At 41.3% G+C, this 14,973-nt stretch carries 10 protein-coding genes; 5 read left to right on the forward strand and 5 right to left on the reverse strand.

Annotated features, from left to right (window positions below):
- Nucleotides 1-453 precede the first annotated feature (453 nt).
- The gene (locus Len3610_RS12030; RefSeq protein WP_176448166.1) at nucleotides 454-2,466 is read right to left on the reverse strand and encodes a glycoside hydrolase family 3 protein; all 2,013 of its coding nucleotides are present in this window, start codon (nucleotides 2,464-2,466) and stop codon (nucleotides 454-456) included.
- A gap of 970 nt (nucleotides 2,467-3,436) precedes the next feature.
- Here Len3610_RS12030 and Len3610_RS12035 point away from each other — a divergent pair.
- From Len3610_RS12035 to Len3610_RS12045, 3 genes are all read left to right on the forward strand, one after another.
- The gene (locus Len3610_RS12035) at nucleotides 3,437-4,081 is read left to right on the forward strand and encodes a coiled-coil domain-containing protein (RefSeq protein WP_176448167.1); all 645 of its coding nucleotides are present in this window, start codon (nucleotides 3,437-3,439) and stop codon (nucleotides 4,079-4,081) included.
- Nucleotides 4,082-4,765: 684 nt separating this feature from the next.
- Entirely contained in the window at nucleotides 4,766-5,233 is a 468-nt protein-coding gene (locus Len3610_RS12040; protein WP_176448168.1) for an excalibur calcium-binding domain-containing protein, read from the forward strand.
- A 56-nt stretch (nucleotides 5,234-5,289) separates the two neighbouring features.
- The gene (locus Len3610_RS12045) at nucleotides 5,290-5,895 is read left to right on the forward strand and encodes a class D sortase (RefSeq protein ID WP_176448169.1); all 606 of its coding nucleotides are present in this window, start codon (nucleotides 5,290-5,292) and stop codon (nucleotides 5,893-5,895) included.
- Nucleotides 5,896-6,094: 199 nt separating this feature from the next.
- Here the strand turns inward: Len3610_RS12045 and Len3610_RS12050 are convergent, their stop codons facing one another.
- From Len3610_RS12050 to Len3610_RS12065, 4 genes are all read right to left on the reverse strand, one after another.
- On the reverse strand, nucleotides 6,095-6,988 hold the full coding sequence (locus tag Len3610_RS12050) for a beta-keto acid cleavage family enzyme (RefSeq protein ID WP_176448170.1): 894 nt from the start codon (nucleotides 6,986-6,988) through the stop codon (nucleotides 6,095-6,097).
- Between the two features lie 135 nt (nucleotides 6,989-7,123).
- Nucleotides 7,124-7,645: a TetR/AcrR family transcriptional regulator gene (locus Len3610_RS12055; RefSeq protein ID WP_176448171.1), complete on the reverse strand. Its 522-nt coding sequence runs from the start codon at nucleotides 7,643-7,645 to the stop codon at nucleotides 7,124-7,126.
- Between the two features lie 455 nt (nucleotides 7,646-8,100).
- Nucleotides 8,101-8,874 carry an SDR family NAD(P)-dependent oxidoreductase gene (locus Len3610_RS12060; RefSeq protein ID WP_176448172.1) on the reverse strand — a complete coding sequence of 258 codons (774 nt, stop codon included), beginning with the start codon at nucleotides 8,872-8,874 and terminating at the stop codon, nucleotides 8,101-8,103.
- A 325-nt stretch (nucleotides 8,875-9,199) separates the two neighbouring features.
- Nucleotides 9,200-10,108 (reverse strand): glycine betaine ABC transporter substrate-binding protein, encoded by a 909-nt coding sequence (locus tag Len3610_RS12065; RefSeq protein WP_176448173.1) that lies wholly within the window; start codon nucleotides 10,106-10,108, stop codon nucleotides 9,200-9,202.
- A gap of 523 nt (nucleotides 10,109-10,631) precedes the next feature.
- Between Len3610_RS12065 and Len3610_RS12070 the strand changes: the two genes are divergently transcribed.
- Both Len3610_RS12070 and Len3610_RS12075 read left to right on the forward strand, forming a co-directional pair.
- Nucleotides 10,632-12,257: a BCCT family transporter gene (locus tag Len3610_RS12070; protein WP_176448174.1), complete on the forward strand. Its 1,626-nt coding sequence runs from the start codon at nucleotides 10,632-10,634 to the stop codon at nucleotides 12,255-12,257.
- A gap of 512 nt (nucleotides 12,258-12,769) precedes the next feature.
- A complete protein-coding gene (locus Len3610_RS12075) occupies nucleotides 12,770-14,941 on the forward strand; it encodes a hydantoinase/oxoprolinase family protein (RefSeq protein WP_176448175.1) in 2,172 nt (723 codons plus the stop codon).
- Nucleotides 14,942-14,973 lie beyond the last annotated feature (32 nt).

Below are 14,973 nucleotides of genomic sequence, written 5' to 3' on the forward strand. Positions count from 1 at the left end.
CATTTTCAAATTTGAACAATGGAATCAAGTTGGCCATGACAATTAGTTATTGGGGTTCAATCGAGCTTGCTCGACTAATGCAGACAAACCTGCAATAGGGGGGGGATTAGATAAATAATAAGCTAACTAAAATGTGTAGAACACAATATAAAAACGATTTTTATACCCGAAACTGCCTAATATGAAAGAGGGTAATACAAGTGATTTTTCAATTCACCATTATATAATTACAAAAAACCCGCTGAAGTAATTATTAGTAGAGAGGAAAATCCCCCCTCTACTAATAAAACTGATTCAACATTGAAAGGTCAATATGACTTAAAATTCGTTTTAATCCACACCATAATTAACAAGGACAAAATCACAACTAAGAGATGTTTACCCTTTTATTATAGTGATGCGAACTTATTCGCAAGATTTCAATAAATCCCTGCCTTTGACTTGTTCAAGAATCTATTGCCACTTCCCGATTAGAGCATCTGCATGAATTTCAAGACTATTAAAGGCTGCTGAAGTTATCAAGTTATTGTCCCGCTGGTGATTCAACAACTCCTTAAATCCTTCCATATGCCGAACTACTTTATCCCCGTTTCCTTGATTTTCGTAATGGCTTACAGCTGTTAAATGCATCACTAAAGTACGAACTACTTTATCATTCTCAAATTCACCCTCATTTGTGTATTGTTTGACGATGTTCTTAATATCGAATGCACTCTTTGGCGAATAACTTAAACCATGTCCAAAAGGATAATGATTTTCAATTTTAACGGGAAGTTGGCCTCCGGGCTGAGCGCCAAATACTACATCTATGACTGCATTGATGGATGTTGTATTTGGTGCCCCGTGATAATCAAGAGCATAGGAAGCAAGATACGCATCCACTTCCGGATAGTTTTGCACATCATAAGGAAGGCCAAGCGAAACAGCTGCGACAGGTTTCCCTGTTTCCTTTAATGCCTGCGCCAATTGACTTTGCCCCACCGGCAGTTCATCGGAAGAGAAAGTTGGCACGAGAATTTGATCTGCCCCTTCCGCTTGCAACACGGCAGCTTGTATTTCTTCACTTGTAGGATCATGGCTGTCAGCTTCCCAAGAAAGCACGTCTCCGTTGCTTTGCTGTGCTATACGATCTGCAATGTCATTCACTTGCGTAACGCCTGCCACAAACGTTGTTTTTTCACTATCTGCGTCAAAAGGTAGTACATTATCGTTTTTAACTAATGTAATAGACTCGCGCGCCATTTGCCCAGCTATTTCCCGATGTTCTAGATTCCCGACAAATGCTTCAGCTTCGGACACGTTTACATAGCGGTTATCGAAAAGATCATAATCGAATTTTTTCATGAGGATACGCTCAAGGGACTCCTGCACCCGTTCCTCGGTTATTTCACCGGATTGATAGGCATTATAAAGAGCATCGTAGGTTTCCAGCTGTCTGTCCGGCGCGCCGGTTGCCATAATGAGATCCGCACCTGCCTGGAACGACATCACAGCTGCCTCTCCGGTGCCCCAGTTATCATCAATCGCTTGCATGCTCATGGCATCCGTTACGATTAATCCATCAAAGCCCATGTCTTCACGCAAAAGCCCTGTTAACACATCTTCGGATAATGTAGCCGGAAGATTTGGGTCAACAGCCTCTATTATAATATGAGTAGTCATAATCGAATCGACTCCAGCATCAATAGCTGCTTGAAAAGGTGGCAAATGTATCTCTTCAAGTTCCTCACGGTCATATGTTACAGTTGGTAATTCCAAATGAGAGTCTGTAACAGTGTCGCCATGACCCGGAAAATGTTTTGCTGTAGCAATGATGCCTTCCTCCTGATAAGCGGATACTTGAGCCGCTGTCATTTCAGACACTAAATCTGTGTTATCGCTAAAGGAACGTACACCAATAACGGGATTTTCCGGGTTGACGTTCACATCCGCAACTGGAGTATACGTCCAATTAAAACCTAATGCGACGGATTCTTGTCCAGCATTTCGTGCAAAAGCATCCGCATGTTGCAAACTATGGGTGGCTCCAACGCCCATTTGGCGGGGAAATGTCGTCGCGTCTTCGGGCACCCGATGGGCAGCCCCAATTTCCAGATCGGCCGTTGTGAACAACGGGATATTCAAGCGGGTATCCGCAGCATATTCTTGCAATTGATTATTGAGTTCAGCCTGTGTGATCGTATCTCGTTCTCCATAGGTGATAACGGATCCGACTCCGTATTCTTGAATCATTTCTTGCGTGGACTCGCTAGGCATACCGTCATCCCCAACCTGAGTCTGCGACATAACTAGCTGTCCAATCTTCTCTTTATCGTTCATTTCATCAATGATCCGTTTGACCGCATCTCTTTTTTCTTCCTTGGTTTCTGGATTAGATTCGGATACTTGTTGTTGAGTTTGAGCATGCAGGAATTCCGGACTTGCCATTAACAATATGATCATGGTCAGCGCAATAAACTTCTTCACGTATATTTCCTCCTTTGTCCCTCTCATGTGTGGAAAATATTATGCCCTTTTTGTTAAGGGATATCCCATCCTACAGATGTCTATCACTATATCCGTCGCCATCATGCCTCTATCACAAAGTACAAATCACTTTGTTAAATAACGTCCCCATCTGCCTACGTTACCACCAACGTCCACTCAAGCTGAATGTACCTCCTGCTTCTGCACTGTCACAAAAACATGCAAACGTTCCTCCACCTGAATGTTATTCTACCTAACACCTAATTGCTTTGATTCTCATTTGAAATTCCTCCTTGAATAGATTTTTATGTGAACGCCACATCAGTTCTCCTGAAAGAGCGTTAGCACCTTTTATCCATTTTTTCCTTTGATTTTGCTCCCTTCAATCTATGAAAAGCTCGTATGATATACCGAGCAGATAAGACAAAATAATCAGTAACATTAACAATACTGATGTTGTAAGGCTACTAACTATTTCCCATATTACTTGTATCACTTGACCGCTATCTACCATAGATTGAATTCATATATATAAATAAGAGTATTTTATTTGTAACTTAAACCTATTTTCTTATAGAAAGATGATATTGTATCATACAAAAAGGCATGGAGGTATAAAGGATCCGAAGAACCTTTTATTTACCACCATGCCTAGTCGAATCAGTAACATGTAATCCTATGTAATTATGTTTAACATAACACCCCTCTTATCTGAATGTCAATATATTTCAGAAAATTGGTATGCACTAACTTTTTCTTACTGCAGCATTGAAATTTCAGCATGCTATTTACCAATATGTTACATTCTGGTTAGCCTTACATACATAATTAATTTTGGAGAAATAACAGACTATATCGTAATTGCTAGAATAAAAGATAAGGAAATGAAGGCAAACACCTTAATTGGGCTGTATTGCTTTCGGCTTTATTTATGTTTGGGAGAAAACAAAATACAAGGGGGGGGTTAAAATTGAATACCTTAATAGTCATATCAATGATTTTTGTATTATTAGGTTTAAGCGGCTATCTGTTCTCACATTCAAGATTAAATAGGACAACAACGAAAAAGTATCTCCCCATTTTAACGTTTGCATTATTTTTATCTATTTTAAGTGGATGTGGGATGGATACAACAGCAGAATTAGATGAAGAGGTAGAGAAAAATGAAGAGTTAACTTCAAAAATTACAGAATTGGAAAATAGCAATTCCAGTCTTCAAGAGGAATATGACGAACTAGAAAGTCAATTTGATGAGTTAACAGAGGAAGTTGAACAACTAAATAATGAAAATGAATCGATCAAGTCAGAGAACGAAAAACTGTACGCAGAAATTGATGAACTGGAAAATAGTAACGATGAATTACAACAACAACTGGACAAAAAACAAGACATTAGTGCTAGTAGTAACAGCTCGGCTTCAACATCTACAGGGGGATCTAGTGAAGGTAGTTCTGATTCAACCCAGTCAACTCGCGGTTGTGATATAAAAGGGAGTGTAAATGGGATCTATCATACTCCCGGGAGCACCTATTACAATCAGACAAAGAATGTTGCTCAATGGTTTTGCTCTGAAGAAGAAGCCCAAGATGCTGGATATAGAGCGCCGAAAAGATAGTTTCTGGTTGGCCATAACAACATCTGATATACGTTTGAATTTATTATTTATAAACCCCGAATTATAAAACGTCTCCCTTCAGATGATGGCTCGCATACAACCACATTTGGCTCCCAATTCACACTATTTTTTATTAATGGTCTGGGTATGGCTTTAGATTCCCAGACCCCAAGGCACTGAACAGTCCCAAATCACAACTGCAATGATTCTTTGCTACCGTTTTTTTTTACAAGTGACAGTACTACTAGATCCAACCTTCTGTCAGTGACTAGGGTGCTCATTTGTATCATAACCGCAATCAGTATATGAAATAAACCTGGCTCATCTCTTTTTACTTCCTAATATTTTCCACGATAAACATCTCCATATAATCCATAAAATCGTCATCTTGCGGGGCTAGTTCAACCCCACCATTGATGTTCATCTGTGTTAGTACTCTAACCATTTGACTATAACTCAATTTTGGAATTTATTTTATTGGGTCTTGGCTAAAGTGTATACACACCTTCTTCCCACTCTTATAGCAAGTACCCCTTCACCCTAACATACATAATTTTTTTACAAATTTATTACCAATATGTTACATTACTTATAGTAGTTACATTAAATAGTAGATTTTAGTAATAGTAGAATCATCTTGTAACTGCTATGCTTTAAAATACATATCTGGGGAGGTGTAACAAAATGAAATGGACACGTTTAACATTGGCAGCTTTGCTTTCAGTACTTTTTATGTTCGGTACAGCTCAATCGGCTTTTGCTAACGACTCTCTAAACTGTGATGATTTTGACACACAATCAGAAGCTCAGGCACATTTCGATGAACAGGATGGCGATCCGGATGATTTGGATAGAGATGGAGACGGAATTGCTTGTGAGAGCCTACCTCAAGGGGATGCTACTTCCAGCAATGATGATGCATCCGAAAATGCTGACAAAACAGAAGAAGCATCTGAGGACGTATCCACCGCTGAATCTGCTTCCTCTGAAGAAGGTACATCATCAGATGATGTTGCAACAACAGATGAATCAACATCAACTGATGAAGAGGGTGGCGAACTGCCAGATACTTCAACAGCGTTACCACTTGGTATCCTGGGAGGTTTAGGAGCTATGGCACTTGGAGCGCTTGGTTTGCGCAAGCGTCAATAAACCTTAAGGCAGGCGGTTCTGACGCCTGCCTTTCTCAAGTTTTGGAGGAAAGTCCAATGATCCGTAAATTATCGCTCTTCTTGTTTGTAATTGGTTTTATTATTGTTACTTACAGTGGTTGGAATTATTTTCAGGCAACACAATCAGTTCAGGAAATTCCGGAGAAGGCAGAAGCTGAAGCCGTTGCTACAGCTGATAAGAATATTCCAGAAAAAAATGATGTGACAGTCGATCCATTAACTCTCAATTTTGATATAGAAAACGGATCCGAGATAGCAAAACTGGATATTCCGGCTATGGATAAGCGTTTTACAACGTATTGGGGAGCGGATGAGCATACTCTCGACCAAGGCGTTGGGATGTATGTGAGTGAGTGGACAACGGTCCCAAATCGCGAAGGCGGTCATACAGTACTCTCCGGTCATCGTGACACAGTCTTTATCGGTCTGGACAAGCTGGATCAAGGTGATACATTGGAAGTCCATTACGATGGTGAGACCTTTAAATATGAAATCGATAAAACATGGATTACCGATGCAGATGATCGAACGGTTATTGTCGAAAAAGAAGAGCCGACTTTAACGCTGACAACATGTTATCCATTTGATTATATAGGACACGCACCCGATCGTTATATTGTCCAGGCTAAGCTGGCTGAGTAAATGAACAGAATTTGGGAGTTTCCAGTATCACCCATTTGGTTTATGATTATTTTTCGTTTGATCCCTATTAACCAGTAACTTTTGTGTAATTGCATTAGACCCTGACCCGGGGCAGACGCAAGTATTACGTGGCGTAATCGTATAATCAGCCTGCTGAAATCTGTCCCTACATCGGTTAATCAATGGTGCTGTTGTCATGTTAGTCTTCCTTTCTGTATGGGTCTAGTAAGTTCAATTCTTCCCTTGCTTCCGCCGGTGTCATAATATCGGCTCCAAGGGTTTCTACAATGCCGGCAGCCTTGTCAACGAGCTGTTCATTTGTTGCCAGCTGGCCTTTTTTCAAGTACAAGTTGTCCTCAAGACCGACACGGATATTACCTCCCTGGAGTATCGATTCAGCAACGATTGGCATTTGCATCCGGCCAATTCCAAAAGCTGCCCATCTGCCGTTCTCCGGAATACGACTCTTCAGATAAGACAGTGTTTCTGCATCAGCTGCCGCTCCCCACGGGATACCCAGACAGAATTGATACAGTGGATCACCATCAATCAAACCTTCATTAATCAATTGATTGGCAAAGCGGACATGTCCGGTGTCAAAACATTCAAGCTCAGGCTTCACGCCGCTTTCCTGTACAAGCTTAGCCTGCCGGCGGAGCCAGTCTGTCGGGCTTACATACAACATATTGCCAAAGTTGGTACTGCCGCAATCCAACGTGCACATTTCCGGAAGAAGCTCTCCAACTGGCTCATGACGCTGTTCCGGTGTCTGCATATCTGTTCCTTCGCCGCCCTTGGTTGGATCGTCATCACTTGGAACCCAGTCACCGCCGCCACCTGAAGTGATATTAATAATGACATCTGTGTCCGATTCACGGATTCGCTCGACTGTCTCACGAAACAGATTTACATCATGGCTCAACCCGCCTGTCTCAGGGTCACGCACATGAATGTGAGCGATCGTTGCCCCTGCCTTCGCTGCTTTAATAGCCGAGTCAGCAATCTCTTTTGGCGTTACCGGAACATCCGGGTTTTTGGATGTTGTATCCCCTGCTCCTGTCAATGCTGCTGAAAGAATGACTTTCTTACTCATTTCAATCTCCTCCTATCCATTTTCAGGTACATACTCAAATATTTCATTGCTTCCAAAAAAGTGAGCTGCACGGCGTAATCAATCATAATTTTCCGTCTATTTCTCACGACCTGAATTTAAACACAATTATCCGAATTATTCTTCCGCTTGTGTTAAATTAAACAGCCTTTCCAACAAATCCTTTCTAAGTTCTTTTTCTGGTGGAGCCAACCCAAACATATCACTAAACCATAACCCATCAATCGTAAGTCTTATAATAGTCGCTGTAACTGGATCCAATCCATCTTCTTCAATTTTTTGTTGCCAATTCTGGTAGTGATCTTGTATAGGTTTAAGCAGCTCTGGATCTGTAGCAATTGCTGCCAAAAGCCCTGAAGTCAACTGCTGTGGATTATTAAGCGATACTTCAGCATAGCTTCTTAAGAAATGCCCAATGTCAGTATCTTTGCTATCGAGCTTTTCCATTTCTTCCGAATAATTTTCCAACACCCCGTTAATCCCACCTTCAATTAACGCATTCTTATTTGGAAAGTGATAAAGCAGTCCGCCCTTACTTATACCTGCTTCCTTTGCGACATTATCTAATGTTAAATGCGATACACCTCTCGTGTTGATAATACGTTGTGCTGCCTCAAATAGCTCCATTTTTTTATCCAAATGCCTACACCTCCTTCATGACATGCTTGTAAAACATCGTGAATTTAATTCTATCCATAACATTAACCGTCTATTCGGTTTATTGTCAATGCAAAGTATATAATTTTGTAGAAGGTTCAGTATTATTTTTGAGTATTTGTGTAAATTACTTATATTGTTTTTAATCCTTATCATGCCAACGAGTTCAGAGGGGTGAGCGATTTGCTTTACCAATTGGTTGAAAAAAGAAAGGGAAATCAGCCTATTTAACTGTAAATGCACTTGAGGAAGGCTCATTTCGCCGCAAGAGCCCCAAAAACGTCAAACTTATTCGGAGACCAACAAAATAGGGACTACGCAACATCTTGGGTTTTGTCATCCCCATTTTCAAATAAAAAGGGGCACCTATCCAAGTCGAAAAGAAGATAGATGCCCCGGCCCAAACCCTTGAATATTATTTTACACCCATATTGCCATCAATGCTTTGCACCTATACCTCCATCAATCCGATACTGGCTGCCGGTGATAAAGCTGCTATCATCGGAAGCAAGAAAGAGAACAAGATTGGATATATCACGTGTTTCCCCATAGCGATCTAACGGGATTTCATTCATGAGCTCTTCCTTTGCCTTAGAGTCATTTTCAGGGTTTATCCCCGATTCTATGGAGCGCATCATTCGCGTATTCACAGAAGTAGGATGAATAGAGTTAACACGAACATTGTCACTCGCCACTTCTAATGCGGCTGTTTTAGTGAGTCCTACCACTGCATGTTTTGATGCTGCATAAGGACCAATCCCAGGATCTCCCGACAATCCAGCATCAGAGGATGTGTTGATAATACTGCCACTTTTTTGCTTACTCATGACAGCAAGTACATGTTTAAGTCCCAGAAAAACCCCATGTACATTCACTTTGAATACTTTATCAAAATCTTCTATATGCTGATTAACAATTGGAGCAACCTTACCTTCAATACCCGCATTGTTAAAGAAGATGTCAATACGCCCAAATTTCTCAACTGTCTTATTGACAAAGTTTTTTACATCATTTTCATTCGAAACATCAGCTTTAATCGTGATGACATCTCCATAATGCTTGAGATTTGATTTTGCCTTATCAAGTGACTCTTTATTCATGTCTACAAGAATGACCTTGGCTCCTTCTTTCAAAAAAATCTCGCCTGTTTTTTGGCCAATCCCCCCTGCTCCACCTGTAACAATAGCAACCTTGCCTTCCAATCTTGGCATTTTTGTTTCTCCCTTCATTACTTAAATTTGTTTACTTATCAACTCACACTATTTTGTTGTATCACGCCGTTTTACTGGGTTTCAAAATATAATCCACTTTTTTCAATTTGACTGAGGCTTAGTTTATTTCTGTTTTTTTAGGGCAAGTGTCCAAAAGGATTACCAATTCACTTTTTTATCGCTTGGCATCACATCTCAGGACTTTTGTTGATTGTTTTGTTAAATGAATATCAATGGACAATCTGACGTTCAAGCAATGTACTTGATTGTAAATGTCATGATGGAATTGCTCGTATGAGGGGTTTGAATAAATGGCATGTCATCATTAATTACCCTTCATTTTGTCAATCTTGTCTTGATTATTATCAATCCACGTCTGTGCAACATCTTCGGGATTTTCCCCGTTGTCAATTTTGACGAGCATATCTTCAAGATCATCAATTGGTATACTCCAATTGCTTAAAAATTCATATGCCTCAGGTGCCTTCTCTTTCAATCCTTCATGGGCAACAACTTTAACGGTAGAACTCGGAAAAAGCTCTGGAGCTTCTTCGTGCGTTAATAATTTTATATCAAGCATATTAAACATGGTATGCGGACGCCATCCAAACAGCGCAACTGGTTCTTGCTCGTCTATTTTCTCTTGAGCCGCAGCCAACATAGCCGCCTCTGAGGAATTCACCATTTCCATATACAGATCATATGCATCAATGGCCTTTGGAATATCTTGAACTGCTGGATCACTTTCTGGTATTGCCAACACTTCATTATTTACTGTGTCTTCCTTACCTTTTAAATCGCCGACATCATTAACATCCTCCATATATTCAGGAACTGCAATTCCCCAATCCGCATTTTCATAGCTTGTAGATACAACCTCCACCGAACTGGAATATTCCTCCAGATAATGTTCGTGCTGAGGTTCCCAGTAATCCATAAAGATGTTAACATCACCTTCTGACAAACCAGTAAAAACAACTCCAAGCTCGGCCTGTTTTTCTTCTACCTTATAACCCATATTCTCCAAAACCTTTTTAGCTATTTCGGTTGGTGGAATAGTGCTCGTCCATGGTGTTTTCCCAAAAGTCAATGTTGGTTTTTCCTCGTTGTTATTACCTGTCTCATTTGAAGCGCCACTGCTACTTCCAGCATCCTCTGAATTCCCATTTGATGTGCAACCGTACATAACGATTGATAATAAAAGTGTTATCAAAATAACAAGTGTCTTCTTCATTTTAATCCTCTCCTATAAACCTATAAATCGGATAGCTTTTGTTATGACTTGCCACATACATACCTCCTCAATCAAATTGGCGCTAGTGTAACATAAGTTTGAAAAGTTCCATAAATAAGGATTTTCAAGCATTTTCGGGATATGTTCAGAGATTCTAAGATAAATACGGAGATAACGCTGTACAGAAATAATTTTACAAACTAACCAGACGGTTTGGAGTGAATAAACATTTTGTACAATATTTTATTTACGTTATATTTGAAAATAGTATCTTTACTGATGGTTTCTTAATTATGGAATGCCATGATTAAAATAAGTTCTTTTATGGGGGTGCTGAATAGATGGAGTGGGAAAATGATCATCTTGAATCCGACTCGACTTAAATGTCGATTCCCCAGAAGACTTTGGATTACTAATACGGGTTCAGGTGTTATTTAAGAGAGCGGAATCTGAGTTACTTAATAAGAGTTACGCTACTTACGATCACTTTTTAGAACATTATATTTTAAAGGGAGGTAATAATTTGAAGCACTTGAATATTGAACATAAAGTGCTATGGCCTGTTCTAATCGTTTTACTGTTAGTTTTAGTGCCTATTGGAATAAATCCTTCGAGTGCAGCAAATGTTGTCGGTACAATATTAAGCTTCATCACTGGTAATTTTGGATGGATTTTCGTCATGTTTCCATTCATGATACTTATCTTTTTTGCGTGGCTTGTTTTTGGCAAGTATGGTCAGATCAAATTAGGAGACCCCGACGATAAACCACAATTTTCAAATTTCAGTTGGTTTGCCATGATTTTTACTACGGGGATAGGCGGGGAAATTATGTATCAATCGATTATCGAACCGATCACTTTTTATAATGACCCGCCCTTTGGAGTAGAATCAGGTACATTAAGTGCAGCGGACTGGGCTATGCCCTTTGATTTTTTTTACTGGGGAATACTCGCATGGGCCATTTATGCTCTTCCAAGTGTCCCAATGGCATATGCTTTATATGTGAAAAAGATACCTCATTTGAGACTTAGTGCTGCTTGTAAACCTATTTTAGGTAAACATTCTGACGGTTTACTGGGTAAAATCGTCGATATTGCCATGATGTTTGGTTTAATCGGGGTAGTAGGAACAAGCATAGGCTTAGTAGCTCCCATGATAGCGCGATTTTTAGGTGAAATGTTTAATATTCCTGTCACGTTTGGGTTAATGGTAATTGTTATCGGTCTATGGGTAATTTTATTTGGAGGAAGTGTATATTTGGGTCTTGAGAAAGGACTTAAAAGATTGTCAAATTTTAATATCATTATCGTCGCAGCCATAACTGCCTTCGTGTTCCTTGTCGGCCCAACAGTCTTTATACTGGATAATACCATGCAATCCATAGGTGTCATGTTTAATGATTTCTTTAGAATGAGTTTTAATCTTGGCGCCATTAATAATGAAAGTTTCGCCCAAGATTGGACTGTTTTCTATTGGGCATGGTGGATTGGTTACGCATCATTAATAGGTTTGTTTACTGCCAGAATTTCCAAGGGTCGTACGATAAGACAAGTGATTATTACCCAATGCTTAATAGGGCCAGTGGGTTGCTGGCTATTTTTAGGTGTTTTTGGAAATTACGCATTGAACCTTGAATTATCCAATTTAGTTCCAGTTAGCTCAATAATGGTTAATAGTGGACAAACAGAAGGTATAATGGCTGTTATCAACACACTACCTTTGACTGCGATTCTCATACCACTATTTGTAGTCGCCTATCTTGTATTCTCAGCAACAACCTTTGACACCGCTTCGTTGATTTTATCATCTGTTGCAAGTAAGAAATTAGATAGCACTGGTCAACCCTCTCGTATCCATAGATTATTTTGGGCGTTAATTCTTGGATCCGTCGGTATCATTGTATTGGCTATAGGCGGGTTGGATGCCGTCCAATTGTCTTCAGTTATTGTAGGTGTCCCTATGATTTTGGTTTTTGCTTTAATGACGATTTCGTTTATTAAATCTGTCAAAGAAGATTTTAAGGAGAAAGATACAGGATCAACTTTAGTAAGATATCCCATACATCCTACATCAGAAACGAAAAAAGATCATGTAACTGAGCAAAACGAAGACGTTTTTACTGAAAAGGAAAGCAACATAGGGAAGTAAAAAGCTTTATTTATTAAGAAGTTTACTTAAATATGTATGATTCAAAAGATCTTGTAATGTCTAATCATTACCATGCCAATTTGTTGTATCCTGAAGGCTAAATCACGAATTTTATTGAATCTACTAAACAACTATCATCGATATATATGTGCGTTATTACACGTATGACGATTTGAACGGTCTTCCTCTGGATACCCTGATAACTTGCCTGTAGAAAATTTAGTTCAGTATTAAATCATCATTAAGAACAATTCTACTTCGAAGGATTTTGCAATCAAAAAAATCAGGCTTTAACAACATGAAAAATAATTTTGAAAAAAATTTCATTTCTTAGTGTTGACAACAAACCGTCTGGACGGTTAATGTACTTAATAGGAGGTGGAACTGCGATAAAATATGGATAAAAAGTTAACTGAAGCAATCCAAGGGGCGCAGGATTCGAATCAATGGATCTTAAGTTCCCTTGAAACAAGATTGAGCCGACTTAAAACCAACGAAGGAGGATATGCGACATGAAACAAACAAAACCACTTGTACTCGGCATCGATGCCGGTGGTACGATGACCGACACAATCCTCGTGGACAAACAAGGCAACTTCGCTGTCGGTAAGGCACCGACTACACCTAATTACGAATCGGAAGGATTTATTGAATCAGCGCGTGACGCTACTAGTCTCTGGAACCTGGATGTCAACAAAACCTTTGAAGAATTGGCGGTAGTCCTTTATTCAGGTACGGGTATGCTGAATACGTTGTTATCAAGGAGCGGAAAGCGCATTGGTCTGATTGTGACACGGGGCATGGAAGATGCCATACTTATGGGAAGAGGCCTTCAGTCATGGGCCGGTTATTCTTATGAAGACCGCTTGCATGCAGTCACCCACGCGTCTCCCGAGCCTCTTGTGCCCCTCAGTCGGGTGCGCGGTGTGACCGAGCGTGTCGACCAGTTCGGTCAGGTCGTCATTCCAGCTTATGACCACGAGGCAATCAGCGGTGTGGAAGAGCTTTTGGAGCAGGATATCGAGGCATTATGCATCTGTTGCATGTATTCACACGTCAATCCTGAACACGAATTACAAATTGGCGAAGCGGCCAAGAAGGTACTGGCTGAGCATGACGTCGACATCCCAATCTACTTTAGTCATCAGGTTCGTCCGATCATTCGCGAACAATCCCGGTTAAACAGCACGCTCATCGAGGCATATGCAACAGCTAGAGGCCGTGAGCAGCTGCTGGGCGTTGAAGCGGCTGCTAAGGAACATGGTTTCCCACACAGCATGCAAACGATGCTTTCATACGGAGGGCTCGCGGACGTACGCTATCCTCGTCTGCACGAGACAATGATCTCGGGGCCGGTCGGGGGCCTATTGGGAGCAAAACATGTTGGCGAATTGATCGGTACGGACTCGGTGATCGTCAGTGATATGGGGGGAACGAGCTTTGACATCGGTGCCATTACCCGTGGCAAAGTCCCTATTGAAGATGAGCCAACCTTGGCCCGGTTTAAACTGAATTTGCCGACACTAGCAATGGATACCATCGGTGCCGGCGGCGGTACTATTGTTAAGGTGGACCCACACACAGGTAAGGTTAGTCTAGGTCCGGAAAGCGCTGGCTCAGTGCCGGGTCCGGTGGCTATGGATATGGGCGGTACAGAGCCAACGATTGCTGACTGTGATGCGATAATGGGTCGCTTGAACCCTGATAACTTTCTCGGTGGCAAGGTCAAACTTAATATCGAGAAGGCAACGCAGGTTCTGAAAGAGAAAGTTGCCGATCCATTGGGAGTTGACGTTTATGAAGCGGCTGAGGGGATGGTGAATATGCTGGAGATGGAAGCTAAGTCTTCCATTGAATCCATTATTTCGACGCGTGGTGTTGATCCAGGTGAGTACCACTTGATGGCTTACGGCGGATCTGGACCGCTTCACATGGCTGAGTACAGCCGCAGCCTAGGTTTTAAAGGTGTCATGACATTCCCGTTTGCGGCAGCATTTTCAGCCTTTGGTTGCACTACGGCGGATTACTTGCACAGGCACAGCCAATCCGTCCATATTATGACCGGACCCGATTCTTCGGATATGGACAGGGAAGAGGCGCGACGTCAGATTAATGAAATCTGGAACGAACTTGATACCCAAGCCCGCTCTGAGTTGGTCTCTGAAGGTCATGAAGCAGACGCAGTCGTTTGTGAGCCATTCGCCATGATGCGCTACACTGGCCAACTGGAAGATGTCGAAGTTGCAGCACCAGTGACCAAATTAGAGTCAGATGAAGATTTAGATAAGCTTACACAAGCTTTTGAAGACCTGTACGAACAGATTAACCGCAGTGTGTCCGGTTATGGGACAGCCGGTTATACAATTATGGAACTCGGCTTAAATGCTCGTGTGGAAAAAGTGAAGCCAGAGCTGAGTCGCCGTCCTTTGGGGTCCAAGAATCCTGATCCCGAGGCCGCCAAAGGGAAGCGGTCTATGTATTACAATCGTGCGTGGCATGAGGCACAGCTTTGGGAAATGGACATGCTGAAGCCCGGCAACGTGCTTGAGGGCCCTGCCATTGTCGAGCACCCTGCTACGACCTTGGTCATCCCAGCGGGGGACCGGGTCCGTGTAGATGAATGGACTATTCTGCACTACGAACACGGCGAGGACACGCAAAATTCAGTTGGAAACGTATTGTAGACCGAGGTTCAATCTAAAAAAGGAGGATCCTT

It is taken from the genome of Lentibacillus sp. CBA3610, from assembly GCF_013373365.1.
Classification (GTDB): Bacteria; Bacillota; Bacilli; order Bacillales; family Amphibacillaceae; genus Lentibacillus.

Excerpts from the sequence above, each read along its gene's own strand:
- Len3610_RS12050 (WP_176448170.1), bottom strand. The coding sequence starts at position 6,988 with ATGAGTAAGAAAGTCATTCTTTCAGCAGCATTGACAGGAGCAGGGGAT.
- Len3610_RS12075 (WP_176448175.1), top strand. The coding sequence starts at position 12,770 with ATGAAACAAACAAAACCACTTGTACTCGGCATCGATGCCGGTGGTACG.
- Len3610_RS12060 (WP_176448172.1), bottom strand. The coding sequence starts at position 8,874 with ATGCCAAGATTGGAAGGCAAGGTTGCTATTGTTACAGGTGGAGCAGGG.
- Len3610_RS12065 (WP_176448173.1), bottom strand. The coding sequence starts at position 10,108 with ATGAAGAAGACACTTGTTATTTTGATAACACTTTTATTATCAATCGTT.
- Len3610_RS12040 (WP_176448168.1), top strand. The coding sequence starts at position 4,766 with ATGAAATGGACACGTTTAACATTGGCAGCTTTGCTTTCAGTACTTTTT.
- Len3610_RS12045 (WP_176448169.1), top strand. The coding sequence starts at position 5,290 with ATGATCCGTAAATTATCGCTCTTCTTGTTTGTAATTGGTTTTATTATT.